The organism is Streptosporangium sp. OZ121 (assembly GCF_051918885.1).
Classification (GTDB): Bacteria; Actinomycetota; Actinomycetes; order Streptosporangiales; family Streptosporangiaceae; genus Streptosporangium.
The window spans coordinates 47,896-72,199 of the sequence record NZ_JBPXMC010000010.1 but is presented as its reverse complement, the minus strand read 5'-3'; the positions used below and the strand labels follow the sequence as shown (position 1 = coordinate 72,199).

The window sequence follows — 24,304 nt, the reverse complement described above, 5'->3', positions numbered from 1 at the left end:
GATCATGCTGTCCGGATCCCACCAAACCGGTCAAGCTGGGATGGTCCCTTCTGAAACATCGTTAGCAACTAGATGCGGGTCTCCCAGTTTCCTCACAGCGTTCACCGGGGTTCGCAGAGGTCACGAGGGTCACGAGGGCGACAGGGGTCACGGCTTTCGCGGACGCCCGGCGTTCTCGCCGTCCTCGCCGCTCTCGTCGTGTTCCCGACGTTCTCCGGCCCTCCGCACGACGGCGGGCACCCACCCGGCCCGTCCGCCCCTGGCGCGATTTTGTCGGTCGATGTCTCTCCTGCCACTCGCGGACGTCGCCGTGTTTCGGCAGGCTGGGCGGTATGAGACTCGCCGACATCGTCATCCCCGACACACCGGCCGCCCGAGGGGCGCTGGAGGTGGCGACCGCCTACTGCTCGCCCGCCCTGCTCAACCACTCCGTCCGGGCCTACCTTTTCGCGGCGGCCTACGGCGCGATGAACGACGTCGCCTTCGACGACGAACTGCTGTACGTCGCGTCGATGATGCACGACATCGGCCTGGTCAAGGAGTTCGACAGCCACACCGTGCCGTTCGAGGAGGCGGGCGGCCACGTCGCGTGGGTCTTCGCCGCCGGGGCCGGGTGGCCCGTCGAGCGCCGCGTGCGCGCGTCGGAGATCGTCGTACGCCACATGTGGGACAAGGTCGACCCCGGACAGGACCCCGAGGGGTACCTGCTCGAACTGTCCACCGGGCTCGACATCTCCGGGCGGCGGCCGGAGGACTTCCCGGCGGAGCTCCGCGCCGAGGTGCTGGAACGCCACCCCCGGCTGGGGATCGGCCCGGAGTTCACCGCGTGCTTCGTCGACCAGGCCGCCCGCAAGCCGGACAGCCTGGCCGGGCAGTTCGTCCGTTCGGGGGTCGCCGAGCGCATCGCCGCCAACCCGCTGGACCGCTGAGGGCTCCCCGCGGGGAGCCCGGCTCTCGCCGCCGCTCAGGCTTCCCGGGGGGAGCCTGGCCTCTCGCCGCCGCTCAGGCTCCCGGTGCGGGACCGGTGCTCTGGACGACCTCAAAGGACCACAGCTCGGCCCCGGTGGCGGCGGGCCCCTGCCCGTGGCCGTGCCCCTGGGCCGGGCCGCCCTGTCCCTGGCCGTGCCCGTGGCCCTGGGCCGCGCTGTGGGCGTCGGCGTGTCCCCGTCCCCGGCCGGCCTCGGCGGCGGCCTGGGCGTGGCCCCGCTGGAAGGCCTGGCTCTCGGTCCAGCGCCTGAAGTCCTCCTCGGAACGCCAGCGGGTGTAGACCAGGTACCGGTCGGTGCCGTCCACGGGGCGGAGCAGCTCGAACCACTCGAACCCGTCCGCGGACTCGACGATCCCCGCCCGGCTGGAGAAGCGGCGTTCCAGCTCCTCGCGCATCTCCCCGGACACCGTCAGCGCGTTTATCTTCACGACCGAAGGCACATCGTCTCCTCGAAGCGTTGGTTTCCCTGATCACTCTATGATCGGCGCTCCGTGGTGCGGGTCAGGCGACGGTCCTCGGGCGGCGTGGCGCGTCCTCCAGGCTCACCCGGGCGACGGCGGGCATGCGCTCGGTCTCCAGAGCCTGGCGCATGTGCGGGATGACCACCCCGCCCAGCTGCTCGCGGACCGCGCTCATCGGCGCGTCCTCGGCGACCACCACCTTCATCCGCACGGCCGGGTGCGCGTTCGTCCCGACCATGTCGGCGGTGGCGTTGATGATCGCGGGGTGCGTGCCCGCCTCGGCGGCCGCCGCGTCGGTGACGCTGCCCGTGTCGACCTCGGTGACCCCGGCGGGGCCGCCCTCGAGGCGCATGCCGCCCAGCCTGCCGCGACGTCCCTGGGCCAGCAGCCAGCGCAGGCCGAACAACGCCAGCACGATGCCCGCCGCCGCGATCACCCACCACAGCCACGGGTCGTAGGTGGCGAACGGCTGGCGTACCGAGCCGTCCACGAGCGGGCTGCCGGCGGGCGCCACGGCCTGCGGGAAGGCTCCCGCGCCGCGTGCGATCGCCAGGGCGCTGAGGATCATCAGTGTCAGTCCCACGATCAGCAACCCCAGCCGGTTGCCCCGGGCGGTCTTGTCGTCCATGGCGCTCACTTCTCTCGCAGATGCACGCGGACGGGATACTTCCAGACGGGGGAGAGCGCGGTGATCCGCAGGTTCACGGCCTCCCGTACGGCGTCGGCCAGCCCGCGGGTGTCCCGCATGCCGCTGTCGGCCGCGACGTGCACGGCCTTTCCCCGCAGCCGTACCCGGGCGTGCTCGATTCCCCGCACCTGCTCGGCTGCGTGGGCCAGCGACCGGGTGAAGCCCCGCCGCTGCATGCCGATGGCCAGGTCCCTGTCCCCGGTCCTCACCGGGATCAGCGTGGGCCGGCCCGGAATGAGCGCGAGCAGTACCAGCAGCAGGCCCAGCAACCCGACCAGGCCCGCGCCCGTCATCACCCGCGGGTCGTTCCACGGCGTCGACGTCGCCCAGGACAGGATCCGGTCGTACGGCACCAGGCGGAGCGGGCGGCCCAGCAGCGCGGAGATGACCTCCAGCGCGACGAGGAGGCCGAGCAGGGTCATCAGGACGGCCGTGATGACCGCGGGAACCACCCGGCGCGGGCGGAACGCCCTGATCGCCGCGCGGTCCGCGGAGGCGTCCTTCGTCACCGTGCCGTATATCGGCGGCGGTGAAGGCTCGGTTGTGCCGTACGCCGGTGGCACGGCCGGTTGCGTCGTGCCGTACGCCGGTGGCACGGCCGGTTCCGTCGTGCCGTACGCCGGCGGTACGGCCGGTTCCGCCGTCTCCGCGCGGGGGGTGGTCGTCATCTCGCCGGTCGGTTCCGCTCCGGGGACCGGCTCCGCCGGGTCGGGTACCTGCCTGGCCATCATCGCTCCTCACGTAGCGGGCCGATGTCCTCGGTGGGGTCGTCGGCGGGATCGCCGACGGGCGCCGCGGTCCGGCCCGGGGTGCCGGCGCCGGCCTGGCCGACGCCGCCCGCCGGGTTCTCCGCCCGACCTCCTCCGGCCGGTACGGCGTCCCCGGTCCGCGAGATTCCACGATCGCCGTGATCGTCACGGGCGGGGACCACGTCGGTGACGAGGACGTCGATGTGGCCGACGTCCATGCCGGTGAGGGCCATGACCCGTTCGGCGACGTGGCTTCTGACCTCCTCGGCCACCTCGCGGATCGGGGCCGGATACTCGACCGTCACGTCCAGCCGGAGCGTCGTGAGCTCACCGTCGAGGGTGGCGTGGGTGCCGCCGCGCCAGGACAACAGCGGTCTCCGTTCGCCGACCTCCCGTACCCGTGCCACCTCTCCGGCCGCGCGGGCCGCGATGCGCGACACCACCCGGTCGGGTATGTCGGTCCTGCCGCGTCGTTCGGCCGGTACGGCCTGCCGGGACGGCTGGGCGGGAACGGCGGGCCGCGCGGGCCCGCCGGTTTCCGCGGGGACGGAGCCCCCCTGCCGAGAGGCAGGGGGATCCGGATCCGCGGCCGTCCCGGAGGACGCGGGACGGTGCTCGACGGGAGTGTTCATCGCCGTTTCGCCGCCAGCCGGGACAGGTCGACCTCTCCGGTCTCCGCGAAGCGGCCGATGAGGAATCCGACGGCGCCCAGTACGAGCACCAGCAGGAACGCGCCGAGGCCGCCGAAGGCCGCCGCGAAGCCCAGAAGGACACCGACGATCGTGCCGACTACGGACCACACTGGGAAATTACTCATCTCAAACCTCCGATATGGACGTTCACCGGCCGGTCGCCCACCATCGGGACGACCGCCGCTCGCACTTCGTCGGCGATCTCCGGTAGCGGGCGCCCCAGCCTGACGACGACCGAGACCTCCACCTCGTTCTCGCGCAGCGCGACACCGGCCAGCCGCTCGCCGGGCAGGTAGCTCGCCACGGTCCCGAACGGCCCGCCCGACAGGTCCACGACGTCGGGGCAGCGCCGTACGGTGTCGGCGATCCTGTGCGCGAGGTCGGTCGTCCCGAGGGCCGCGTCCTCGGGTTCGCGGGTGACGACGGCCGTCTCGCGTGCGGGACCCGGCGCCGCCCGTGCCGGGGCTCCGGGCTCGCGCGCCGGCCTCGCCGTCTCCCCGGCCTCCCGGCCACGACCTGCCTCCCGGCTCTGGCCGGTCGGTCTGCGGGCCTGACCCTCCGGAGCGGCCTTCTGCCGGGGTACGGCGGCCGGCCTGCGCGACGGATCGTTCGGCCGGTGCGCGGGTATGGCCGTCGCCGGTGTCGGAGCGGCGGTCCCGGCGGGTTCCCCCGATCCGCGCGCGGGCGTGGTCGTCTCGGCGCCGGGCTTTCCCTGTCTCTCGGGCGCGGATGTCCCGCGGCCGGGATCCGCCGGCGTCGGAGACGTCGCGGCCTCGCGGGCCGGGTCCCTGGGCTCGCGGCCCGGTCCCGCCGCACCGCCTGCCGGGCCCTTCACTGGACGCGGGGCTCCGACTCGGACGAATCCTCCGAGCCGTCCTTGTCCTGGCCGGGCATGTGGACGTCGGAGACCTTGATGTTGACCTCGGTGACCTCGAGCCCGGTCATGCGCTCGACCGCCGTGATCACGTTGCGGCGTACGGCGGCGGCCAGGTCGGGGATGGCGATCCCGTAGTCGACGACCACTTCCAGGTCGGCGGCGGCCTGCCGCTCGCCCACCTCGACCGAGACCCCCTGGGTGGCACTCTTGTCGGCGCCCACCATGCCGCGTACCGCGCCCAGGGCGCGCGCCGTGCCCGTGCCCATGTTGTGCACGCCGGGGATCTCCCTGGCCGCGAGTCCCGCGATCTTCGATACGACCCCGCTGTCGATGGTGGTGGTCCCCTTGGAGGTGACCAGGCCGCTCTGGGACCCGGGGCTGTCGGTGCGTGCCCGCGGCACCGTGGCCTCGTCGCCCTTGGGCCTGTTCACCGTGCTGGCTTCAGTCACGTCCGTTCCTTCCCCCGTTGGGAAGGCCTTCTGGCCTCCCCGATGCCTCTGAGGCGGTCATACCCCTCATATGGACATAAATCAGGACATAGCTTTTCTTGGAGCAAACATGGCACTATCGATAAAATCGGATTTGTAGGTATTTTTAGGTGCATATGGTGCAAGGTTTCCGGGCGGCGGAGCGAGGAGCCACGGGCGCGGTCCGGCGGGACCCTGAGCGCGACTAGCCTTGTCGTGTGCGTATAGCGAGGTTCTCCACAGGAGAAGGTGTCGGGTTCGGGGTGGTCGAGGGCGGCCCAGGGGAGGAGTTCATCTCCGGGATCTCCGGTCATCCGTTCGGGCCGATCCAGTTCACCGGCGAGCGATACTCGCTCTCCCAGGTCAGGCTGGTCGCGCCCATGCTGCCCAGCAAGGTCGTCGCGATCGGCAAGAACTACGCCGACCACGCCCAGGAGATGGGCGGGGAGGTGCCCGACGAGCCGCTGGTCTTCCTCAAGCCGTCGACCTCGGTGATCGGCTCGGGTGAGGCCATCGCCTACCCGACGACGCTCTCCCAGCGGGTCGACTACGAGGGGGAGCTGGCCGTGGTGATCGGCAGGCTCTGCCGCGAGGTGCCCCGCGAGCGGGCGCACGAGGTCATCTTCGGCTACACCTGCGCCAACGACGTCACGGCGCGGGACCTGCAGAAGAAGGACGTCCAGTTCACCCGGGCCAAGGGCTTCGACACCTTCTGCCCGCTCGGCCCGTGGATCCAGACCGAGCTCGACCCGAGCGACGTCGGCATCGTCACGACGGTGAACGGCGAGATCAAGCAGGACTCGCGCACCTCCAAGCTCATGTACGACATCCCCGCGCTGATCGCCCACGTGAGCGCGGTCATGACCCTGATCCCCGGTGACGTCATCCTCACCGGGACCCCCGAAGGGGTCGGCCCGCTCAGCGTCGGCGACGAGGTCAGCGTTTTCGTCGAAGGAATCGGCACTCTCAGCAACCGGGTGGTCTCCCGTGATTAGGGTTCGTTTCGCTCCCTCGCCGACCGGCATGTTCCATGTCGGCGGCGCCCGCTCCGCGCTGTTCAACTGGGCCCTGGCCGAGCAGGCCGGCGGGAGGTTCGTCCTGCGCATCGAGGACACCGACGCCGCGCGCAACCGGCCGGAGTGGACCGAGGGCATCATCTCGGCGCTCGCCTGGATCGGCGTCAACGAGGACAGCCCGGCCTTCGAGGGCCCCTACTTCCAGTCGTCGTACGAGAAGCAGCACCGCGAGGCCGTGGCCGGGCTCGTCGCCAAGGGCCGGGCCTACTACTGTACGTGCACGCGCGACGACGTGAAGGCGCGCACCGGCTCCGAGCACCAGGGCTACGACGGCTTCTGCCGCGACCGGGGCCTGACCGAGGGCGCGGTCCGCTTCCGCACCCCGGACGAGGGCGTCACCGTGGTCCAGGACCTGGTCCGCGGCACCGTCGAGTTCCCCAACAGCGCGATGGAGGACTTCGTCGTCGCGCGCGGCGACGGCTCCCCGCTGTTCGTGCTGGCCAACGTCGTCGACGACGTCGAGATGCGGATCAGCCACGTGGTGCGGGCCGAGGAGCACCTGTCCAACACGCCCAAGCAGCAGCTGCTCTGGGAGGCGCTCGGCGTCGCCCCGCCCACCTGGGCGCACGTGCCGGTGATCGTCAACGAGAAGCGCCAGAAGCTGTCCAAGCGCCGCGACAAGGTCGCCCTGGAGTCCTACCGGGAGGAGGGCTACCTGGCCGAGGCGATGGTCAACTACCTGATGCTGCTCGGCTGGGGGCCCGGCGACGACCGGGAGATCATGCCCTGGCCGGAGATGGTGCCGCTGTTCAAGCTGGAGGACGTCAACCCCTCCCCGGCGTTCTTCGACGAGAAGAAGCTCCGCGCGTTCAACGGCGAGTACATCCGGGCGCTGCCCCTGGAGGAGTTCGCCGCCCGCTGCGAGCCGTGGCTGGAGCCCGGCTGGGACCGCGCGACCTTCGCCAAGGTCGCCGAGCTCGCCCAGACCCGCATCGCGGTCCTGTCCGAGATCACGGCGAACGTCGACTTCCTCTTCCTGGACGAGCCCGTCTTCGACCAGGCGTCGTGGGACAAGGCGATGAAGAACTCCGCCGTGGAGATCCTCACCGGCTATCTCGCCCGCCTGGAGACGGTCGACATGGACCCCGAGTCTCTGAAGACCGCCCTGGAGGAGGTCGGCCTGGAACACGGTCTCAAGCTCGGCAAGGCCCAGGCTCCCGTGCGCGTGGCCGTCACCGGCCGGACCGTGGGCCTGCCGCTGTTCGAGTCGATCGAGGTCCTCGGCCGCGAGCGCTCCGCCGAGCGCCTCCGTGCCGCCCTCGCGAAGCTCCAGGCCTGACCGGGCCTCACCGATCGAAACCGGGCTCAGGCCCGGTCGGCCACCCCGGGTCCGGGGCGGCCGACCGGGCCTTGACCGGTCTCCGTGCCCTATTCGGTCTTCGCCGCCTGCCCGGCTTCCGTCCCCCGCCCGGCGAGCTCGTCCCAGAAGGCGAGGTTGTGGGCCGAGGCGCGGTCGAAGGGCTTGATACCGCCCCTCCCCGGGGACAGCTCCTGCACGTACGGCGTGCCGCCGGCGGGGCGCACGCGCTTCCAGGCGGGCAGGCCCGGCCGGTTCGGGTCGCCGGTGGCGGCGAACCTCGACCAGTAGTCGATCATCGTGTCCCCGAGCCGCCGCTGCGCGGGGGTGAGCGGAGCGGACTCCCAGCCGACCCCGAACAGGAACGACAGCTCGGAACCGTGCGCGGCGAGCGGCTTGACCCCGTGCTCCAGCGGGAAGAGCGGGGGCGCCGTGCGGTCGGTGAACTCGTAGGAGTAGGTCGGCACGTGCCGGGCGAGCAGCAGGTCGGTGTCGCGCGCAGACCACGCCCAGTCGAGATCGCTCATGATGGCCGCTATCGCCTGGAGGGGCGAGCCGTCGTGGGCGCTCAGCGGGTAGCGAGCCAGGACGTCGGGCCCCGCGGCGCCGAACTCGGCGTTGACCTCGCGCTCGTAGTCCTCCGCCGTCAGCGGCTCCTCGAAGAGCGCCGGAGCGAACAAGGTGCCCTCGTCCCGGGTGATGCCCGTCAGCACCGGCACCCGGTGGAAGCGGCCCTCCTGGAGCACCTTCGCCGGATCCTCGGGCAGCACCGCGTTGCCGTACCCCGGCAGCGGGAGAGAGTCGTGGGCGAGCAGGTCGGCCACCGGCTTGTCGTACAGGCAGGCGAGCGCGGCCTCCGGGTCGGTGCACCCCACCAGGGTGGCGAAATACTGCCCGTAGCCCTCGTAGGAGGCCTTGGGCAGCCACAGAGGCACCTTCAGGATCGGCTTCAGCGGGGTGCCCTCGAAGCTCCCCGCCTGGCACGGGCTGCTCTGGGCGATCGCCCGGTGGAACAGCCCCGCCGCCGAGGGGGAGGTGAGCTGCGCGCACACCGAGTGCGACCCCGCGGACTCGCCGGCCAGGGTGACGTTACGCGGGTCGCCGCCGAACGCCGCGGCGTTGCGCCGTACCCAGCGCAGCGCCGCCTGCTGGTCCTCGATCCCGAAGGCCCCGGAGTTCTCCATTCCGGGATGGCCGAAGAACCCGAAGATCCCCAGCCGGTAGTTGACCTTCACCACCACGACGTCGCCCCGCTCGGCCAGCCTGCGGGCGTCGTAGTCGCTGCCCGCGCCCCTCATCAGGCCCCCGCCGTGCAACCACACCATGACCGGCTTGGGACGGTTCCCGCTGCGCGCGGGCACGGTCACGTCGAGGTAGAGGCAGTCCTCCGCCTCGCTTCCCGGCAGCCCCCACTCGTCGGCGGTCTGCGCGCACCGGCTGCCGGGCGCGGTGGCGTCGCGCACTCCCTGCCACGGGGTGATGGCCTCCGGCGACCGCCAGCGCAGCTCCCCGACCGGGGGCGCGGCGTACGGGATGCCCTGGAAGAGCCGCAGGCCGCCGGCCTCCGCGCCCCGCACCCACCCGGCGTCGGTACGGACCGTCGTGTCCCTCGCGGAGGAGGTCGCGGCTCCTCGCGTGTCGTGCGCTTCACGATCGGCCGCGGCCGGGTCGACGGCTCCCAGTAACAGGGCTCCCGCCAGACCGGCGACAAGCGCGGCACCGATCCTGTTCCGTGGTGGTTTCATGACCTTTACGATGCCCGCCCGGCGCGTCGCGCGCACTGGTTCTGCGCCCCTCGCCGGGGTGTGGTTTCCTGCACCCCGGCGATGGACGAAGGGCCACGCCGCGGGCAGGGGGCGCAGAGGCGCATAGGACTAGGCCAGCAGGCCGCGGCGCTTCAGCAGGGGCTCGATGCGCGGGTCGCGCCCGCGGAAGTCGCGGAAGGCGTCCATCACGTCCCGCGAGCCGCCCACCGACAGCAGGGTGGAACGGAAGTGGTCGCCGTTCTCGCGCCCGAGGCCGCCGTTCTCCTCGAACCAGTCGACGCTCTCGGCGTCGAGAACCTCGCTCCAGATGTACGAGTAGTAGCCGGCGCTGTAGCCGCCCACCCCGCTGAAGAAGATGTGCGCGAAGTAGTTGGTCCGGTAGCGGGGGCGGACCAGTTCGAAGGCGATCCCCGCGCGTTCCAGGGCGGCGTTCTCGAACGCCTCGGCGTCCGCGGCGGTCTCGATGGTCTCGCCCGCCGCCAGCTTGTGCCAGGACCAGTCGAGCAGTGCCGCCGCGAGGTACTCGACGGTGCTGAAGCCCTGGTTGAACTTCTCGGCGGCCCTCATCTTCTCCAGGAGCTCCGCGGGCACGGGCTCGCCGGTCTCGTGGTGCCTGGCGAAGTTGGCGAGGATCGACGGCCAGGTGGCCCACATCTCGTTGACCTGGGAGGGGTACTCCACGAAGTCGCGCGGCACCGCCGTCCCGGAGACCCGGGGGAAGCGCACGTCGGAGAACAGGCCGTGCAGGGCGTGGCCGAACTCGTGGAAGGCGGTGTTGACCTCGTCGAACGTGAGCAGCGTCGGCCCCTCGGCGGGCTTGGTGATGTTGAGGTTGTTCATCACCACGGGCCGCTCGTCGAACAGGTGCGACTGGTCGACCAGGTTGTTCATCCAGGCGCCGCCGCGCTTGGTGGGCCGGGCGTACGCGTCGAACAGGAACAGCCCGAGCGGCGAGCCGTCGGCGTCGAACACCTCGAAGACCCGTACGTCCGGGTGGTACCCGGCCAGGTCGTCCCGCTCGGAGAAGGTGACCCCGTACAGCTCGCCCGCCGCGTGGAAGACCCCGTCGCGCAGGACCCGGTCCAGCTCGAAGTACGGGCGCAGGTCGGCGCCGTCGAAGTCGTACCGGGCCTTGCGCACCTGTTCCGCGTAGAAGGACCAGTCCCACGGCTCGATGGGGAAACCGGCCTGCTCGCTCAGCGCCTCGGCCTCCCTGCGGGCGTTGGCCACCGCCGGGCCCACCAGCTTGCCGAGCATCTCCTCGACGGCGTCGGTGGTCTTGGCCGTCTGGTCGGCGACGGAGTAGGCGGCGTGGCTGGGGTAGCCGAGCAGCGCCGCCCGCTCGGCGCGGAGCGTCGCCATCCTGGCCGCCAGCTCGAAGTTCTCCGGGGCCCGGCCCGTGGACAGCTCGTACAGCCTCCTGCGGGTCTCCCTGTCGGTCAGCTCCGCCAGGGCGGGCTGGTTGGTGTGGTTGAACAGCGCCAGGACGTACGAGCCGTCCTTCTCGATCGCCTTGATCGTGCTCTCGGGGAGCCCGTCCAGCAGCCTGACGTCCTCGACGACCAGCGCGGAGGCTGTGGAGGCCGTCAGCAGGTTCTGGGAGAAGGTCGTGGCGAGCCTGGTCAGTTCCTCGTTGAGCTCCCTGAGGCGTTCCTGGTCGGTCTCGGACAGGTCGGCCCCTGCCCTGACGAAGTCGACGCGGTACTTCTCCAGCAGCCAAGCCTCGTCGGCGTCGTCGGTGGTCACCTGCTTGATCCGGGCGTACAGGGAGCGGTCCAGGAGGATGGCGTCGGCGTGCTGGGTCAGTTCGGGGGAGACCTGGGTCTCGATCTCCCGGATTCCGTCGGTCGCGTCGGAGGCGGAGACGCTGGAGAAGACGGTCACGGTCCGCTTGAGGATCCGCCCCGAGCGCTCCAGGGCCTCGATCGTGTTGGCGAACGTCGCGGGCTCCGGACTGTCGATGATCTCCCGCACCTCACGCAGCTGGTCGGCCATGCCGCGCTCGAAGGCCGGGAGGTAGTGCTCCTCCCTGACCAGGGCGAACGGCGGCAGCCCGTAGGGCAGCTCGCTGGGGGTGAAGAACGGGTTGTCGGTCAAGGTGGGAACTCCTCACATGCGGCTGGATCTCTCCAGCAGCGTTACACAGTGGACCTTCGTGGCGGCAGCCCGGGGATACCGCGATTCGGCCGCCGGCAATCGTTTTGGTCTTGACCCCCAACCTGGGCTATTCTTTCGGAGTCGCCAGCGAGTCCCGCAAGGGGGTCCAGCGCGGTGGGGTATGGTGTAATTGGCAACACGGCTGATTCTGGTTCAGTTGTTCTAGGTTCGAGTCCTGGTACCCCAGCTGCATCTTCTCAGGGAGATGCCGCAGATTCGGTCCCCTCCGAATCTGATGACAGTGTGTAGGGTCCCGTCGTCTAGTGGCCCAGGACGCCGCCCTCTCAAGGCGGTAGCGCCGGTTCGAATCCGGTCGGGACTACCACTGTCTCTCGCAAGGCTCCGTCGTCTAGTGGCCTAGGACGCCGCCCTCTCAAGGCGGTAGCGCCGGTTCGAATCCGGTCGGGGCTACATCGCGAACCCCGGAAGCAACCGCTTCCGGGGTTTTCGCATTTCCGGATTCCGTGAAATTCCCGCGCCCCCGTTCCGGGTCCCTCCTCCTGTTTCCGCGCGGATCGCCCTCCCCTGCGGGCAGACCCATCAAATACCGTGCAGGGTACGTGATCCGTACCCAGGTATGACCTCTCGCGATGGTGGAGCCCATGTCGACGACCCCTCAGACCCAGCCGACGATCTCGCGGACCCACTCGTGGACGCCACCGGCGTTCCCCGCCGAACTGGCGGAACTGTCGGGCCTGGAGTTCCTGGAACGGCTGGTCGACGGCCGCATCCCGCCGCCGCCGATCGCGGGCACGCTCGGTTTCCGGATAACCCACGTCGAGCGCGGCCTGGCGGTCTTCGTGGGGGAGACCGGCGAGCACCTCTACAACCCGCTGGGAAGCGTGCACGGCGGCTATCTCGCCACCCTGCTCGACTCGGCCCTCGGGTGCGCGATCATGACAGAGCTGCCGCCCGGTAAGGCGTACACGACCGTCCAGCTCGGGGTGAACATGGTCCGGCCGGTCTACGCGAACACCGGGCCGCTGCGCTGCGAGGCCAGGACCCTGCACGTCGGCCGGACCGTCGCCACCTCGGAGGCGCGGATCGTGGGTGAGGGCAACGGCAAGCTGTACGCCCACGCCACCACGACCTGCGCCGTCTTCCCGCTGGGCTGATCCGTCCCGGCCGCCTCCAGCCGCCTCTGGCGGTTCCCCGGCAGGAGCCGGGGCCCGCCCCGGAGCCGGTCGCCCGGGCTCCGGAGCGGGACCCGACGGCTAGTTCTGCCCCGAACGGGCCTTGAACAGGGCCCGCTTGGCGGCCTTGCCCACCTGCTTGTCGGGGTGGGCCTTGCCGATCGCCTCCAGCAGCTCCTCAAGGTGCGGGTGCGGCACCTTCCAGATCACCTCGAGCAGGCTGACCAGGTTCGGCACGTTGCCGATGTCGTCGAGGCTGCTGACGAACTCCGGGCGGCCGAGGCCGGCGGAGATGGTCAGCATGTCGAGGATCAGCCAGTGGGTGTCGGCCTGGGTGGGCGTGGGAGCGTCCTCGACGCCCAGCTGGGCCAGGTGGGTGGCCGCGTACGGGCGCAGGGACGGCTCGTCGAGGGCCTCCCGCCACGCGGGCACGGCCACGTCGCCGAGCGAGCCGACCATGCTGGCCGCCTGGACCCGGATCAGCGCGTCCGCGTCGTCCTCGGCGGCGGCCTCCAGCAGGTCCCTGGCGGCCTGCTCGGGGGCGCGCAGCTCCATCCAGGCCGCGAACTCGGCGTCCGCCTCCTCCTCGGGAAGCTCGGCGCCGAAGGAGAGCAGGTCGAGGGCCGTCATCGCGTCGATGGCGGGCCGGGCGTCCAGCTCGATGTCGGCGTCGTCCACGAGGTGGACCACGCCCTCCATGCCGAGCGGCGTCAGCCGCACCTGGTCGTGCTCGACCTCGACCATGCCGTATCCGGCCAGCCAGTCGAGCACGGGGTTGAGCGGGTCGCCGTACTGCGCGGTGGCGGCGGCCCAGGCCTCGGCGCCCAGGTCGTCGTACTCGGCGGCGGCCTCGGCCAGCTCGGTGCGGAGCTCGGCCAGCGGCTTGGAACCCGTCGCCAGCAGCACCCGGACCAGCAGCGCCCTGGTCAGCCCGGACAGGGCGATCGTGGCCTCCTCGTCCTCCAGCTCGGGGTCGCCGTAGTCGATGGAGTGCAGTCCCGCCATCCACGCGTCGAGGGCGTCGTCGTCCTCCTCGAAGGGCCACTCCGCGGTGTCGGCGTCGACGCTGACGGTGTCCTCCCCCTCGGGCTGGAGGAAGTCGAGGTCGATCGCGAGGTTCCAGATGTTCCAGAGGGCGGGGACGGAGTCGGCCAGCGACGCGCCGTCCTTCTCGGGGATCGGAAGCCCCAGGACCGCCAGGGCCTCGACGATCTCGGCGTCGTCCAGCAGGTTCGTCTCGCCCACCCGGCGCTCGGACCCGACCCAGACCGCGAGGTCGCGGGCCTTGGCGATCAGGGTCGTCCCGCGGGTGGCCGCGGCCAGCTCGCTGTCCGGGCGGAGCCGGATCGTCGGCAGCTCGGAGAGCTCGTCGGCGAACGGCTCGAAGTCGCCGAGCCCCTCGGACTCCTCCTCGTCGTACTCCTCGTCCTCGTCGTCCTCGACGACGAGATCCTCCATGGCGTCGACGAAGTCGTCCTCGAGGCGGTCGAGCTCGGCGAGCAGATCGTCCAGCGAGGCGGAGCCCTTGGCCAGGCGGTCGGACTCCGACAGGAAGGTCAGGTAGGCGCGGATCGCGGGCACCATGCCGTCGGCGGCGGCGTCAGGGTCCTCGACGACCTGTGGCATCCGATCGAGGAGCACCGTGCGCAGGTCGGACTGCTTCCACCGGCCGACGTCGTCGGAGGCGATCAGGCGGTGCCACAGTGCGACAGAGCCGACCAGATTGGAATCGCTGCCGGGCGCGTTCTCACGCGCCCAGAGGATGAAGTTTTGGAGCAGGGGACGCAGTTCAGCCGCGGCTGCCTCGATGCGATCTGTCACCTTCCCAGCCTAGGGGGCAGCAGGGGTGCTCGCCTCCTCATATCGCCCTCAGGCCGGCCGATGTCAACCGGCGCGGCCCTTCGGCCAGGTGATCCGGCCGCCGAAGTCCGGCACCGCCGTCCGGCCCGGCGGCCCGCTCGTCACCGGCCGGGTGGTCCTCCGGCGCTGCGGGCCGCTCGCCGCGACGTGGCCGCTCGCCGTCGGCCGGCCGCCAACCGGCCCCGGCCGGTCCTCAGTTGGCGCGGCGCATCGATTCGGTGATCCGCTCGGCGGCGGTGACCACGGGGGCGGCGTGGAGGCGGCCGGGGGTGCGGGTCAGGCGCTCGATCGGGCCGGAGACCGACACCGCGGCGACCACCTTGCCACCCGCGCCCCTGATCGGCGCCGAGACGCTGGCCACGCCCTGCTCGCGCTCGCCGACGCTGTGGGCCCAGCCCCTGCGCCGCACGCTCGCCAGCGTGGCCGCGGTGAACTTGGCCCCGCGCAGGCCCCGGTGCAGGCGGTCGGGCTCCTCCCAGGCGAGCAGGATCTGCGCCGCGGAACCGGCGAGCATCGGCAGCGCCGAGCCGACCGGCACGGTGTCGCGCAGCCCGCTGGCGCGCTCGGCGGCGGCCACGCAGACCCGCTCGTCACCCTGGCGACGGTAAAGTTGCGCGCTTTCTCCGGTCATGTCCCTGAGCTGGGTGAGGATCGGGGAGGCGACGGCCAGCAACCGGTCCTCGCCGGCGGCCGTGGACAACTCGGACAGGCGTGGGCCCAGCACGAACCGGCCCTGTGTGTCGCGGGAGACGATCCGGTGATGTTCCAGCGCGACGGCCAGCCGATGGGCCGTGGGCCGTGCCAGGCCGGTGGCCTGAACGAGCTGTGCGAGGGACGCCGGGCCTGCTTCGAGGGCATTGAGCACGAGGACGGCCTTGTCGAGTACGCCGACTCCGCTAGAGTTGTCCATACACCGATACTGCCGTCTCGACATATGAGAAAGCAAGTGGGAGTGGGACAGCCGATCGCAAGGAGGCGACATGGGCCGCACGCTCGCGGAGAAGGTATGGGAGCAGCACGTCGTGCGACGTGCCGAAGGAGAACCCGACCTGCTCTACATCGACCTGCACCTCATCCACGAGGTCACGAGCCCGCAGGCGTTCGACGGCCTGCGCCTGGCCAATCGCCCCATCCGGCGGCCCGAGCTCACCATCGCCACCGAGGACCACAACGTCCCGACCGTACGCGGTCCCATCGACGACCCGGTGTCGCGGGTGCAGGTCGAGACGCTGCGCAAGAACTGCGCGGAGTTCGGCGTCCGGCTCTATCCGATGGGCGACGCGGGCCAGGGCGTGGTCCACATCATCGGCCCGCAGTTCGGCCTCACCCAGCCCGGCATGACGATCGTGTGTGGTGATTCTCACACCTCCACCCACGGCGCCTTCGGCGGCATCGCGTTCGGTATCGGCACCTCCGAGGTCGAGCACGTGCTGGCCACCCAGACGCTGCCCGCCTACCGGCCGAAGACGATGGCCATCGAGGTCTCCGGCGAGCTGCCGCCCGGCGTCACGGCCAAGGACCTGATCCTGGCGATCATCGCCAAGATCGGTACCGGCGGCGGCCAGGGATACATCGTCGAGTACCGCGGCGAGGCCGTCCGCAAGCTCTCCATGGAGGGCCGGATGACCGTCTGCAACATGTCCATCGAGGCGGGCGCCCGCGCGGGCATGATCGCTCCGGACGAGACCACCTTCGAATACCTCAAGGGCCGTCCCCACGCGCCGTCCGGCGCGGACTGGGACGCCGCGGTCGCGTACTGGAAGTCGCTGGTGACCGACGAGGACGCCGTCTTCGACACCGTCGTGGAGATCGACGCCGCGACGCTGACCCCGTTCGTCACCTGGGGCACCAATCCTGGCCAGGGCGCCCCGCTGGGGACGTCCGTGCCGCGCCCCGAGGACACCGACGACCCGGCCGCCGCCGCCCGCGCCCTGGAGTACATGGGCCTGACCGCGGGCACCCCGCTGCGCGAGGTCCAGGTCGACACGGTCTTCGTGGGCTCCTGCACCAACGGGCGCCTGGAGGACCTGCGCGCCGTGGCCGACGTGCTGCGCGGGCGCCAGGTCGTCACGCGCACGCTGATCGTGCCCGGCTCGATGCTGGTCAAGCTCCAGGCCGAGCAGGAGGGGCTGCACGAGGTCTTCAAGGAGGCGGGCGCCGAATGGCGCGAGGCCGGCTGTTCCATGTGCCTGGGCATGAACCCCGACACCCTCGCCCCCGGCGAGCGCAGCGCCTCGACCTCCAACCGCAACTTCGAGGGACGCCAGGGCAAGGGCGGCCGTACGCACCTCGTGTCCCCGCAGGTCGCCGCCGCGACCGCCGTCACCGGCAAACTCACCGCGCCCGCCGACCTGTAAGGAGTCCTCGAGATGGAAGCGTTCGTCACCCACACCGGCCGGGCCGTGCCGCTGCGCCGCAGCAACGTCGACACCGACCAGATCATCCCCGCCGTCTGGCTCAAGCAGGTCAGCCGGACCGGTTTCGAGAAGGGGCTGTTCTCCGCCTGGCGCGAGGACCCCGGCTTCGTGCTGAACAACCCCGCCCACGAGGGCGCCACGATCCTGCTCGCCGGACCCGACTTCGGCACCGGCTCCTCCCGCGAGCACGCGGTCTGGGCGCTGCAGCAGTACGGTTTCCGCGTCGTGATCGCGGCCCGCTTCGGGGATATCTTCCGTAATAACTCCACCAAGATGGGTCTGCTCCCGGTCGTCCTGCCGGGCGAGATCGTCGAGGCCCTGCAGAGCGCGGTGGAGGCGGATCCCACGCTGGAGATCACCGTCGACCTGGGAGAACGCCAGGTCCGCTGGGGCGGCGAGGTCGCCGCGTTCGAGATCGACGACTACACGCGCTGGCGGCTCACGGAGGGCCTGGACGACATCGGGCTGACCCTGCGCAACGCCGACGCCATAGGGGCATACGAGAATGGTCGGCAGCCATGGCTGCCGACGACCGTCTGACGAGTTCAGAACACGAGCTGGCGTGGCGGTTGCGCGAGGCGCACCGCCGCGTCCGGTCCCTGCCCGTGCCCGACGAGGAGAAAAAACGTCTCGCGCGGCGCCTTCTGGCCATCTGCGATTTGGCCAAACGCGACCTCGAACACGCCGCCGGGCGTCTTGATTTGTTCCTTCTCAGCATTGATGTCGTGGTTTCAGATACGCCAAGCACTGGAAACATTGCGGAAGGTGATTGAGTCATACGGCTCCGTCCCCTAATTTCAAGCGGGCAAGGGGTTTCTCATCGTGATCGTTGATGAGAGATCTGTGATGAGACCCCTCGCCGTGACAAATCGGGTGAGACGGGTTTTCTGCCTCGTGACCCACTCCCGGACATCGGTAAGCAGGGGGAGCAACCTTATGAACAAAAAGGAACTCGTCGACGCCATCGCGGATCGGGTGGGCGACAAGAAGACGGCCACCGAGGCCGTGAACGCGGTGCTCGACGCCATCCAGACCGCCGTCGCGAATGGCGACAAGGTCTCGATCACGGGGTTCGGTGCTTTCGAGATGGTGCACAAGCCGGCCCGCACCGCCCGCAACCCCTCGACGGGGGCCGAGATTCGCGTCGCCGAGAGCTGGGGGCCGAAGTTCCGGCCGGGCTCCGACTTCAAGGAACTCGTCAACACCGGCGGCAAGAAGGCGTCCAAGAAGCGGTAGGCCTCGGGCACAGGCGCCCGGACTCCCCCGACGGGAGGCCGGGCGTCCGGCTTTCCCGGCGTTCTCCCAGGTCGACGGTGATCTCCAGCGTGGGATCCGCCTCCACCGCGCTCTGCAGGGCCTCGACGATCTCGCCCGGCGAGGCCGCTCACCCGAGGAGCTCCCCGGGGCGTGCCCGGCGCCGTCCGGGGCCGCCTGTCCGGGAACGGGGCGTCTATTCGGGAACGGGGAAGGTCGAGAGGGTGACGTAGGTGACGTCGTCGCCGTCCATGACGAGGTTGACCCGCTGGCCGGACCTGAGCAGTCGCAGCGGCCCCGCGTCGAACGCCGCCGCCTCGAACGGGATCTCTGTCCCGTCGTCCAGGAAGACCGACCCCGATCGGGTCGCCGGGTCGAAGTTCCGTACCGTCGCCTGCACCCGCCCAGCCTAACTCCCGCCCGGGCGCCCGTCCCGCGCCCGCCGCCCTCGTCTCATTCGCGGTCCGTCTCCCGCGCGCCGTCCCCGTCCGCGGGGTCCCGCCCTCCGTCCGGGCCCGACGCCGAGATCTTTCTCGCCATCGCCAGCGTGCGGGGGCCGACGCCGAGGGTCAGCGCCAGGCGCAGGTCGTCCGGGGTGTCCACGTCGTGGCGGACCGACTCCACTCCGTCCACGCAGAGCTCCTTGGCGCCGCGCCGCAGGTGCCGGTCCCGCGACTCGCCGCCGAACCCCGGCGTGAACGGCACCCCCGGCCGTACGCCGTAGAAGGTCGTGCCGATCTCGGCGGCGTCGGGCAGGAACATCTGGCCGAACTCCGCGGCGGCGGTCAGCACGCGGGCCAGCTCCGCGGGGCGGAGGGCGGGGAGGTCGGCCTGGAGGGCGCCGACGGGGTCGCCGGGCGCCAGCCGCACCGCCTCGAGAGCGCCGTGCCGCAGGGCGGCGTTCAGTCCCTCCTCCGGGTCGCCGACCACGTGCGCGCCGACCTCGCCGAGCGCCTTCGCGGCCACAGGGTCGCCCGTCACCACGATCACCCGCGCGACGAGCGCGCAGCTCAGCGCCGCCTCGACGGTGTCGCAGGCGATCGCCACGGCCAGCGCGGCCCGGTGCGGGCCCGCCGCGGCCGACAGACGGGTCTTGGCGGCGACCAGCGTCTTGACCGGGACGACGAGGGTCCAGCCCGAGCTCTCCGAAGCAGACATAGCCTTAAGCATCCCGCCTCGACATCCCCGGGAGCCAACCGGGAGACTTGGGGCGCATCCCGCTCATATGGAGGAGCTCATGAGACGCCCCGGATGGCCTTCGCGATTCTGGGTGGCCTTCGCCGTCACGATCGTCAAGCCGATCTCGTGGCTCCTGGTCAAGAAGGACTGGCGTCGCAGCGACCGCCTGCCCAGGACGGGCGGGATCATCATGGTGACCAACCACCTGTCGTGGCTGGACCCCATCCTCGTCGCGCACTTCCTCTACAACCACGGCCGCTGGCCGGTGATCCTCGCCAAGTCGGGTCTCTTCTCGGTGCCGCTGGTCGGCCCCCTGGTGAGGGCGCTGCAGGCCATCCCGGTCTACCGGGGAAGCGCCGACGCGGCGCGCTCGCTGGAGGAGTCGCGGCGGCGGCTCGCCGCCGGGGCGTGCGTGATGTTCTACCCGGAGGGCACCTGCACCCGCGACCCGGACTTCTGGCCGATGGAGGGCAAGACCGGCGCGGCCAGGCTCGCGCTGGCCACCGGCGCGACGGTGATCCCCGTCGCCCACTGGGGAGCCCAGGAGATCCTGCCGTACGGCGCCAGGAGGCCCCGCCTGCTGCCGCGCAAGACCTTCCGCGTGCAGACGGGACCGCCGGTCGACCTGTCGAAGTACGCGGGCCACGAGGGACAGCCGGTCTCCGCCGAGGTCCTGCGCGAGGCGACCGCCGACATCATGGCGGCCATCACGGCCCAGCTGGCCGAGATCCGCGGGGAGAAGGCACCCGAGACGCCGTTCAGGCGACCGTCCGACAACTGACTTCGGCGTACGGTGTTGACATCCTCCCCTCCCCGAAGGGAGGGGATTCCCACGGTCGCCCGTGAGAGTTCCCGATTCACCGCCGGTCGCCCGCCAGGAGAAATTCCTTGAGGTTCCACAGCAGTTCCACAGGCGTCCCGCCTCTCCGCCGGCCAGGCGGCGAGGACGTCGTCGACCACACCCGCGGTGGTCCGGTCGCCGCCACCGCCGGGCGCGGCACCGCGCCGCGTTCCCTCCCCCGCCCGGAGGCGGGGGTTCCCACGCCCGAGGAGAACCGATGACCAAGGCGGCCGTGTTCGGCACGGGCTCGTGGGGGACGACCTTCGGAATGATCCTCGCCGGGGCGGGCACCCGGACGACGCTGTGGGGACGCAAGCCGGAGATCGTCGAGGCGATCGACCGGCGGCACGAGAACCCCGACTACCTGCCGGGCGCGGTGCTGCCCGAGACGCTGCGCGCCACCACCGACCCCGCCGAGGCCCTCGAAGGCGCCGACTTCGTGGTGCTCGCGGTGCCTTCCCAGACCCTGAGGGAGAACCTGACCCGCTGGAAGCCGCACCTGCCGCCCGACGCGGTGCTGGTCAGCCTGATGAAGGGCATCGAGCTGGGCACCACCAAGCGGATGAGCGAGGTGATCTGCGAGGTCGCCGAGGTGCCCCAGGAACGGGTCGCGGTGGTGTCCGGCCCCAACCTGGCCGGCGAGATCGTCAGGGGCCAGCCGGCCGCCACCGTGGTCGCCTGCACGGACGAGCGGGCGATGGAGCGCCTCCAGGCGGCCTGCTACCTGCCGCCCTGGTTCCGCCCGTACACCAACCCCGACGTCATCGGGGTCGAGCTCGGCGGGGCCGTCAAGAACGTGATCGCCCTGGCGGTCGGCATCTCGGCGGGGATGGGGCTCGGCGACAACGTCGGGGCGATGCTGATGACGCGCGGGCTGGCCGAGATCTCCCGGCTGGGCGCGGTGCTCGGCGCCGACCCGCACACCTTCGCGGGCCTCGCGGGTATGGGCGATCTTGTGGCGACCTGTGTGTCCCCATTGTCGCGGAACCGTACTTTCGGGGAGAATCTCGGGCGAGGTATGACGCTGGACGAGGTCATCGCCGCGACGAAACAGACCGCCGAGGGGGTCAAATCCTGCGAGTCGGTGCTCGAACTGGCCAGAAAGCACGACGTGGAGATGCCGATCACCGAGGTGGTGGTGGCCGTCGTCCACGACGCGATGCCCCCCAGCGAGGCCGGGGTGCTCCTGATGTCGCGGACTCCCAAGGCGGAACGGTACGGCCTGTGAACGGACAGCGTGGTCGATGAACAGACGGATGCGCAGACGCAAGGGCGAGAACACCCGGTCGGTGCACCTGCCCGCTCCCGAGACGCCCCGGCAGCCCCCTCTCGGCCTTCCCGTGTGGCGCAGTTCCGCGTGGGGCTTCGGTGACTCCGCCGAGTACGCCGAGGTGTTCGACGAGAAGAGTTCCGGCTACGCCTACGGCCGGATCGACAACCCCACCACCGCCGCCTTCGCCGCGGCGGTGGCCTCCCTGGAGGGCGCCGCGGCGCCCGAGGACGTGGCGGGGCAGGCGTTCGCCTCGGGGATGGCCGCCGTCAACGCCGTCCTGATGACGTTCCTGCGCGCGGGCGCGCACATCGTGGCCCCCGCCCCGCTGTACGGCGGGACCCACTCGCTGATCACGAACGTGCTGGCCAGGTTCGGGGTCGACGCAGACTTCGTCGGCTACGGTGAGCTGGCCAGGGTGCAGGCGGCGATCAAACCCAACACGAAGATCATCTACGCGGAGACGCTGTCCAACCCCACCATGGCCGTCTCCGACATCCGGGGCCTCTACCGGATCGCCCGCGCCGCGGGGGCGCTGCTGGTGGTCGACTCGACCTTCGCCACCCCGATCGTGTGCCGCCCCCTCGAACACGGCGCCGACCTGGTGATCCACTCCGCGACCAAGTATCTCGGCGGTCACGACGACTGCGCCGGGGGCGTGGCGGTCGGCCGCCCCGACCTGATCGCCCAGCTGCGCGAGGTCAGGATCGACACCGGGGGCACCCTGTCTCCCGACGACGCGTTCCTGCTCCGCCGGGGGCTGGAGACCCTGCCGCTGCGGGTCCGCCGGATGTGCTCCACCGCGATGGTCTTCGCCGCCGCCGTGGCCAAGCACCCCGCCGTACGCCGGGTCGACTACCCGGGGCTGCCGGGACACCCCGGTCACCAGCTCGCCAGGCACCTGTTCGACTCCGGTCCCGAGGGCACGAGATACGGCGCCTGCGTGACGATCACCCCGCGCGGCGGCTACGACGCGGGAGTGGCCCTGGCCGACGCGCTCAAGCTCGTCTCGATCGCCACCTCCGCCGGAGGAACCCGCACCAAGGCCGCGCACGTGGCCTCGGCCGTCCACCGGCGGCCCGGTGAGGAACCGGGGACCGACGCGGCGGCGGTCAGGTTCTCCATCGGGCTGGAGGACGCCGAGGATCTCATCATGGACGTCACCCAGGCCCTCGACTCACTACCCGCATCGGGTAGGTAGGCGCGTCCAACAGGCGGATTGCCCCCTAACAGGGGGTACATTCGGTCATCATGAGTGAGCAGCACGAACCTCTACCGAGGGTCGCCGTCGTCTTCGGCGGTCGCAATTCCGAGCACGCCGTCTCCATTCTCGGGGCGGGAAGCGTGCTGGGGGCCATCGACAGATCCAAGTACGAGGTGGTCCCCATCGGGATCGCCACGGACGGCCGGTGGGTGCTCGCCTCCGGGGAGCAGCGCTACGAGATCGAGAGCGGTGAGCTGCCCGCCGTCGACGCGGCGGGCGCGACGCTGGCGCTGGCCTCCGGCGGCGGCTCGCTGGTGGCGTACGACCCCGGCAGCATCCCCGTCGAGCTCGGCCAGGTCGACGTCGTCTTCCCCGTGATGCACGGCCCCTTCGCCGAGGACGGCACGATCCAGGGACTGCTGGAGATGGCCGGGGTCCGCTACGTCGGCTCCGGGGTGCTGGCCAGCTCGGTCGGCATGGACAAGGCGTACATGAAGCTGGTCCTCGCCGCCGCCGGCCTGCCCGTCGGCCCGTACGTCGTGATCCGCGACCGCGACTGGCGGACCGACCGCGGCCGGGTCCTCAAGGAGGTCCAGGAGCTCGGCTGGCCGGTCTTCGTCAAGCCCGCGCGCGCCGGGTCCAGCCAGGGCATCTCCAAGGCCGCCACCCTGGAGGAGCTGGAGCGGGCCATCGAGTTCGCCCGCGAGCACGACCCCAAGGTGCTGGTCGAGGCCGCCGTCACGGGCCGCGAGATCGAGTGCGCGGTGCTGGAGTCGCCGGGCGACGAGGCGCCCAGGGCCAGCCTGCCCGGAGAGGTGCTGGTCCACGGCGACCACGAGTTCTTCGACTTCGAGGCCAAGTACATCGGAAGCGACATGTCCCTGTCCGTGCCCGCCGACATCCCCCAGGAGACGGCCGAGGAGCTGCGGGCGATGGCCGTCCGCGCCTTCGAGGCGCTGGGCTGCGAGGGCCTGTCACGGGTCGACTTCTTCTACACCCCCGACGGACGGCTGATCGTCAACGAGATCAACACCATGCCGGGCTTCACCGCGATGTCGGTGGCGCCGCAGCTGTGGGCCGCCACCGGGGTGCCCTACGCCGAGCTGGTCGACCGGCTGATCCGGCTCGCGCTCGGACGCTCACCCGGTCTGCGGTAGGGCGCTCTTGATGGGGGCCGCGAGAGCGACCAGCACGTTCTGCGGGATGTGCTCCCGCGCGATCGTCACCTCGACGTAGGCCTCCCTGCCGATCGCGGTGAACAGCGTCGGCCTGGCCGGGTCGGCGTACCACGCCACCCCGTCGATCTCGGGCACCTGGTCGGTCGGCGACATCGTCACCGGTCGCGGCACCCCGCAGCGCAGGGCGATGCGAGCCTCCCCCCACACGGCGACGTAGGGGGAGGCTGGAGTGGACTCCGTCCGGGCCGCGCCGTCGAGTTTCCCCGGAAGCCGCTCGGCGAGCGCCCGGCACGCGGCGGCGGCGGGCCCCTCGGGGACCGGCGGCTCGACCCGGACGGCGCCGCCGCATCCCACCAGGATCAGCAGGGCGCAGGCGCACCCCGCCCGGCGGGCGAACCGCAGTGACATGTCACGTTCCAGACGATCGGATACGGATTCGAGGACCCGCGTGTGAGTCCGGGCACGAATTCACACGCGGGCTCGGACGCGGGCTAGATGTGGACGATGGGGCACGTCAGCGTACGCGTGATCCCTTCCACGCCCTGGATCTGCGCCACCACGAGCTTCCCCAGCTCGTCGACGTTGCGGGCCTCGGCGCGCACGATCACGTCGTACGGTCCCGTGACGTCCTCGGCCTGCGTGACACCCGAGATGCCGGAGATCGCCGAAGCCACGCTCGCGGCCTTGCCGACCTCGGTCTGGATGAGGATATAGGCCTGCACCATAACGACCTCCCGGGCGATTGGATCA

Annotated in this window: 27 protein-coding genes and 3 tRNA genes; 15 read left to right on the top strand and 15 right to left on the bottom strand. The window is 71.1% G+C overall.

The features are described 5' to 3' along the window. Nucleotides 1–332 precede the first annotated feature (332 nt). A complete protein-coding gene (locus tag ACTOQ1_RS19740) occupies nucleotides 333–929 on the top strand; it encodes an HD domain-containing protein (protein WP_440069079.1) in 597 nt (198 codons plus the stop codon). A 73-nt stretch (nucleotides 930–1,002) separates the two neighbouring features. On the opposite strand, the gene ACTOQ1_RS19735 is transcribed toward ACTOQ1_RS19740, so the two are convergent. The 7 genes from ACTOQ1_RS19735 to ACTOQ1_RS19705 form a co-directional block, all read right to left on the bottom strand. After that, nucleotides 1,003–1,383, bottom strand: a complete 381-nt coding sequence (locus ACTOQ1_RS19735) for an antibiotic biosynthesis monooxygenase family protein (RefSeq protein WP_440069344.1) — start codon at nucleotides 1,381–1,383, stop codon at nucleotides 1,003–1,005. Nucleotides 1,384–1,489: 106 nt separating this feature from the next. After that, complete coding sequence (locus ACTOQ1_RS19730; protein WP_440069077.1) at nucleotides 1,490–2,077, bottom strand: hypothetical protein; 588 nt, start codon at nucleotides 2,075–2,077, stop codon at nucleotides 1,490–1,492. Between the two features lie 5 nt (nucleotides 2,078–2,082). After that, nucleotides 2,083–2,865 carry a DUF6286 domain-containing protein gene (locus ACTOQ1_RS19725; protein WP_440069075.1) on the bottom strand — a complete coding sequence of 261 codons (783 nt, stop codon included), beginning with the start codon at nucleotides 2,863–2,865 and terminating at the stop codon, nucleotides 2,083–2,085. Further along, the gene (locus ACTOQ1_RS19720) at nucleotides 2,865–3,518 is read right to left on the bottom strand and encodes an Asp23/Gls24 family envelope stress response protein (protein WP_440069073.1); all 654 of its coding nucleotides are present in this window, start codon (nucleotides 3,516–3,518) and stop codon (nucleotides 2,865–2,867) included. The genes ACTOQ1_RS19725 and ACTOQ1_RS19720 overlap by 1 nt, the downstream gene beginning before the upstream one ends. Continuing rightward, nucleotides 3,515–3,703, bottom strand: a complete 189-nt coding sequence (locus ACTOQ1_RS19715) for a hypothetical protein (protein WP_440069358.1) — start codon at nucleotides 3,701–3,703, stop codon at nucleotides 3,515–3,517. Before ACTOQ1_RS19715 ends, ACTOQ1_RS19720 begins: the two co-directional genes overlap by 4 nt. After that, a complete protein-coding gene (locus tag ACTOQ1_RS19710) occupies nucleotides 3,700–4,413 on the bottom strand; it encodes a hypothetical protein (protein WP_440069072.1) in 714 nt (237 codons plus the stop codon). The genes ACTOQ1_RS19715 and ACTOQ1_RS19710 overlap by 4 nt, the downstream gene beginning before the upstream one ends. Beyond that, on the bottom strand, nucleotides 4,410–4,904 hold the full coding sequence (locus tag ACTOQ1_RS19705) for an Asp23/Gls24 family envelope stress response protein (protein WP_440069070.1): 495 nt from the start codon (nucleotides 4,902–4,904) through the stop codon (nucleotides 4,410–4,412). Before ACTOQ1_RS19705 ends, ACTOQ1_RS19710 begins: the two co-directional genes overlap by 4 nt. Nucleotides 4,905–5,140: 236 nt before the next feature. Between ACTOQ1_RS19705 and ACTOQ1_RS19700 the strand changes: the two genes are divergently transcribed. Together ACTOQ1_RS19700 and gltX are read left to right on the top strand one after the other, a co-directional pair. Then, nucleotides 5,141–5,917, top strand: coding sequence for a fumarylacetoacetate hydrolase family protein (locus ACTOQ1_RS19700; protein ID WP_440069068.1), 777 nt, complete (start codon nucleotides 5,141–5,143; stop codon nucleotides 5,915–5,917). 28 nt (nucleotides 5,918–5,945) lie between these two features. Then, the gene (gene gltX / locus ACTOQ1_RS19695) at nucleotides 5,946–7,277 is read left to right on the top strand and encodes a glutamate--tRNA ligase (protein ID WP_440069343.1); all 1,332 of its coding nucleotides are present in this window, start codon (nucleotides 5,946–5,948) and stop codon (nucleotides 7,275–7,277) included. Between the two features lie 89 nt (nucleotides 7,278–7,366). Here gltX and ACTOQ1_RS19690 read toward each other — a convergent pair whose 3' ends face one another. Further along, nucleotides 7,367–9,040 carry a carboxylesterase/lipase family protein gene (locus ACTOQ1_RS19690; protein WP_440069067.1) on the bottom strand — a complete coding sequence of 558 codons (1,674 nt, stop codon included), beginning with the start codon at nucleotides 9,038–9,040 and terminating at the stop codon, nucleotides 7,367–7,369. 129 nt (nucleotides 9,041–9,169) lie between these two features. Next, on the bottom strand, nucleotides 9,170–11,158 hold the full coding sequence (locus tag ACTOQ1_RS19685) for a M3 family metallopeptidase (protein ID WP_440069065.1): 1,989 nt from the start codon (nucleotides 11,156–11,158) through the stop codon (nucleotides 9,170–9,172). A gap of 175 nt (nucleotides 11,159–11,333) precedes the next feature. On the opposite strand from ACTOQ1_RS19685, the gene ACTOQ1_RS19680 reads away from it, so the two are divergent. The 4 genes from ACTOQ1_RS19680 to ACTOQ1_RS19665 all read left to right on the top strand — a co-directional run bounded on the left by ACTOQ1_RS19680 (nucleotide 11,334) and on the right by ACTOQ1_RS19665 (nucleotide 12,333). Next, nucleotides 11,334–11,405: transfer RNA gene (locus tag ACTOQ1_RS19680), tRNA-Gln, on the top strand. A 62-nt stretch (nucleotides 11,406–11,467) separates the two neighbouring features. Further along, nucleotides 11,468–11,543 (top strand) — tRNA-Glu (locus ACTOQ1_RS19675). Between the two features lie 13 nt (nucleotides 11,544–11,556). After that, nucleotides 11,557–11,629, top strand: a tRNA-Glu gene (locus tag ACTOQ1_RS19670). Nucleotides 11,630–11,820: 191 nt separating this feature from the next. Further along, complete coding sequence (locus ACTOQ1_RS19665) at nucleotides 11,821–12,333, top strand: PaaI family thioesterase (RefSeq protein ID WP_440069063.1); 513 nt, start codon at nucleotides 11,821–11,823, stop codon at nucleotides 12,331–12,333. 99 nt (nucleotides 12,334–12,432) lie between these two features. Here the strand turns inward: ACTOQ1_RS19665 and ACTOQ1_RS19660 are convergent, their stop codons facing one another. Then, a complete protein-coding gene (locus ACTOQ1_RS19660) occupies nucleotides 12,433–14,172 on the bottom strand; it encodes a hypothetical protein (RefSeq protein ID WP_440069061.1) in 1,740 nt (579 codons plus the stop codon). 232 nt (nucleotides 14,173–14,404) lie between these two features. Beyond that, nucleotides 14,405–15,121, bottom strand: a complete 717-nt coding sequence (locus ACTOQ1_RS19655; RefSeq protein ID WP_440069059.1) for an IclR family transcriptional regulator — start codon at nucleotides 15,119–15,121, stop codon at nucleotides 14,405–14,407. A 70-nt stretch (nucleotides 15,122–15,191) separates the two neighbouring features. Between ACTOQ1_RS19655 and leuC the strand changes: the two genes are divergently transcribed. The 4 genes from leuC (at nucleotide 15,192) to ACTOQ1_RS19635 (ending at nucleotide 17,864) form a co-directional block, all read left to right on the top strand. Further along, nucleotides 15,192–16,568, top strand: a complete 1,377-nt coding sequence (gene leuC / locus ACTOQ1_RS19650) for a 3-isopropylmalate dehydratase large subunit (protein ID WP_440069058.1) — start codon at nucleotides 15,192–15,194, stop codon at nucleotides 16,566–16,568. A 12-nt stretch (nucleotides 16,569–16,580) separates the two neighbouring features. After that, nucleotides 16,581–17,168: a 3-isopropylmalate dehydratase small subunit gene (leuD, locus tag ACTOQ1_RS19645; RefSeq protein WP_440069056.1), complete on the top strand. Its 588-nt coding sequence runs from the start codon at nucleotides 16,581–16,583 to the stop codon at nucleotides 17,166–17,168. Beyond that, on the top strand, nucleotides 17,147–17,401 hold the full coding sequence (locus ACTOQ1_RS19640) for a hypothetical protein (RefSeq protein WP_362693667.1): 255 nt from the start codon (nucleotides 17,147–17,149) through the stop codon (nucleotides 17,399–17,401). Before leuD ends, ACTOQ1_RS19640 begins: the two co-directional genes overlap by 22 nt. A 163-nt stretch (nucleotides 17,402–17,564) precedes the next feature. After that, complete coding sequence (locus ACTOQ1_RS19635) at nucleotides 17,565–17,864, top strand: HU family DNA-binding protein (RefSeq protein WP_329085236.1); 300 nt, start codon at nucleotides 17,565–17,567, stop codon at nucleotides 17,862–17,864. Nucleotides 17,865–18,078: 214 nt separating this feature from the next. On the opposite strand, the gene ACTOQ1_RS19630 is transcribed toward ACTOQ1_RS19635, so the two are convergent. Both ACTOQ1_RS19630 and cofC read right to left on the bottom strand, forming a co-directional pair. After that, nucleotides 18,079–18,282: a hypothetical protein gene (locus ACTOQ1_RS19630; protein WP_440069054.1), complete on the bottom strand. Its 204-nt coding sequence runs from the start codon at nucleotides 18,280–18,282 to the stop codon at nucleotides 18,079–18,081. Between the two features lie 53 nt (nucleotides 18,283–18,335). Beyond that, entirely contained in the window at nucleotides 18,336–19,040 is a 705-nt protein-coding gene (gene cofC, locus ACTOQ1_RS19625; RefSeq protein WP_440069052.1) for a 2-phospho-L-lactate guanylyltransferase, read from the bottom strand. A gap of 79 nt (nucleotides 19,041–19,119) precedes the next feature. On the opposite strand from cofC, the gene ACTOQ1_RS19620 reads away from it, so the two are divergent. From ACTOQ1_RS19620 to ACTOQ1_RS19605, 4 genes are all read left to right on the top strand, one after another. Then, nucleotides 19,120–19,842, top strand: a complete 723-nt coding sequence (locus ACTOQ1_RS19620; RefSeq protein WP_440069050.1) for a lysophospholipid acyltransferase family protein — start codon at nucleotides 19,120–19,122, stop codon at nucleotides 19,840–19,842. Nucleotides 19,843–20,119: 277 nt separating this feature from the next. Continuing rightward, a complete protein-coding gene (locus ACTOQ1_RS19615) occupies nucleotides 20,120–21,130 on the top strand; it encodes an NAD(P)H-dependent glycerol-3-phosphate dehydrogenase (protein WP_440069049.1) in 1,011 nt (336 codons plus the stop codon). A gap of 28 nt (nucleotides 21,131–21,158) precedes the next feature. Further along, entirely contained in the window at nucleotides 21,159–22,373 is a 1,215-nt protein-coding gene (locus ACTOQ1_RS19610) for a trans-sulfuration enzyme family protein (protein ID WP_440069047.1), read from the top strand. 50 nt (nucleotides 22,374–22,423) lie between these two features. Further along, a complete protein-coding gene (locus tag ACTOQ1_RS19605) occupies nucleotides 22,424–23,533 on the top strand; it encodes a D-alanine--D-alanine ligase family protein (RefSeq protein WP_440069045.1) in 1,110 nt (369 codons plus the stop codon). Here the strand turns inward: ACTOQ1_RS19605 and ACTOQ1_RS19600 are convergent. Both ACTOQ1_RS19600 and ACTOQ1_RS19595 read right to left on the bottom strand, forming a co-directional pair. Continuing rightward, a complete protein-coding gene (locus ACTOQ1_RS19600) occupies nucleotides 23,516–23,962 on the bottom strand; it encodes a DUF3515 family protein (RefSeq protein ID WP_440069044.1) in 447 nt (148 codons plus the stop codon). The two genes, ACTOQ1_RS19605 and ACTOQ1_RS19600, sit on opposite strands and share 18 nt — an antisense overlap. Before the next feature lie 83 nt (nucleotides 23,963–24,045). Next, on the bottom strand, nucleotides 24,046–24,279 hold the full coding sequence (locus ACTOQ1_RS19595) for an Lrp/AsnC family transcriptional regulator (protein ID WP_440069042.1): 234 nt from the start codon (nucleotides 24,277–24,279) through the stop codon (nucleotides 24,046–24,048). Between the last annotated feature and the right edge of the window lie 25 nt (nucleotides 24,280–24,304).

What these genes read in the sequence shown, in the direction of transcription:
- ACTOQ1_RS19740 (WP_440069079.1), top strand. Translation starts at nt 333, where the DNA reads ATGAGACTCGCCGACATCGTCATCCCCGACACACCGGCCGCCCGAGGG.
- ACTOQ1_RS19735 (WP_440069344.1), bottom strand. Translation starts at nt 1,383, where the DNA reads ATGCGCGAGGAGCTGGAACGCCGCTTCTCCAGCCGGGCGGGGATCGTC.
- ACTOQ1_RS19730 (WP_440069077.1), bottom strand. Translation starts at nt 2,077, where the DNA reads ATGGACGACAAGACCGCCCGGGGCAACCGGCTGGGGTTGCTGATCGTG.
- ACTOQ1_RS19725 (WP_440069075.1), bottom strand. Translation starts at nt 2,865, where the DNA reads ATGGCCAGGCAGGTACCCGACCCGGCGGAGCCGGTCCCCGGAGCGGAA.
- ACTOQ1_RS19720 (WP_440069073.1), bottom strand. Translation starts at nt 3,518, where the DNA reads ATGAACACTCCCGTCGAGCACCGTCCCGCGTCCTCCGGGACGGCCGCG.
- ACTOQ1_RS19715 (WP_440069358.1), bottom strand. Translation starts at nt 3,703, where the DNA reads ATGAGTAATTTCCCAGTGTGGTCCGTAGTCGGCACGATCGTCGGTGTC.
- gltX (WP_440069343.1), top strand. Translation starts at nt 5,946, where the DNA reads ATGTTCCATGTCGGCGGCGCCCGCTCCGCGCTGTTCAACTGGGCCCTG.
- ACTOQ1_RS19690 (WP_440069067.1), bottom strand. Translation starts at nt 9,040, where the DNA reads ATGAAACCACCACGGAACAGGATCGGTGCCGCGCTTGTCGCCGGTCTG.
- ACTOQ1_RS19665 (WP_440069063.1), top strand. Translation starts at nt 11,821, where the DNA reads ATGTCGACGACCCCTCAGACCCAGCCGACGATCTCGCGGACCCACTCG.
- ACTOQ1_RS19655 (WP_440069059.1), bottom strand. Translation starts at nt 15,121, where the DNA reads ATGGACAACTCTAGCGGAGTCGGCGTACTCGACAAGGCCGTCCTCGTG.
- leuC (WP_440069058.1), top strand. Translation starts at nt 15,192, where the DNA reads ATGGGCCGCACGCTCGCGGAGAAGGTATGGGAGCAGCACGTCGTGCGA.
- leuD (WP_440069056.1), top strand. Translation starts at nt 16,581, where the DNA reads ATGGAAGCGTTCGTCACCCACACCGGCCGGGCCGTGCCGCTGCGCCGC.
- ACTOQ1_RS19640 (WP_362693667.1), top strand. Translation starts at nt 17,147, where the DNA reads ATGGCTGCCGACGACCGTCTGACGAGTTCAGAACACGAGCTGGCGTGG.
- ACTOQ1_RS19635 (WP_329085236.1), top strand. Translation starts at nt 17,565, where the DNA reads ATGAACAAAAAGGAACTCGTCGACGCCATCGCGGATCGGGTGGGCGAC.
- cofC (WP_440069052.1), bottom strand. Translation starts at nt 19,040, where the DNA reads ATGTCTGCTTCGGAGAGCTCGGGCTGGACCCTCGTCGTCCCGGTCAAG.
- ACTOQ1_RS19620 (WP_440069050.1), top strand. Translation starts at nt 19,120, where the DNA reads ATGAGACGCCCCGGATGGCCTTCGCGATTCTGGGTGGCCTTCGCCGTC.
- ACTOQ1_RS19615 (WP_440069049.1), top strand. Translation starts at nt 20,120, where the DNA reads ATGACCAAGGCGGCCGTGTTCGGCACGGGCTCGTGGGGGACGACCTTC.
- ACTOQ1_RS19610 (WP_440069047.1), top strand. Translation starts at nt 21,159, where the DNA reads ATGCGCAGACGCAAGGGCGAGAACACCCGGTCGGTGCACCTGCCCGCT.
- ACTOQ1_RS19605 (WP_440069045.1), top strand. Translation starts at nt 22,424, where the DNA reads ATGAGTGAGCAGCACGAACCTCTACCGAGGGTCGCCGTCGTCTTCGGC.
- ACTOQ1_RS19600 (WP_440069044.1), bottom strand. Translation starts at nt 23,962, where the DNA reads ATGTCACTGCGGTTCGCCCGCCGGGCGGGGTGCGCCTGCGCCCTGCTG.
- ACTOQ1_RS19595 (WP_440069042.1), bottom strand. Translation starts at nt 24,279, where the DNA reads ATGGTGCAGGCCTATATCCTCATCCAGACCGAGGTCGGCAAGGCCGCG.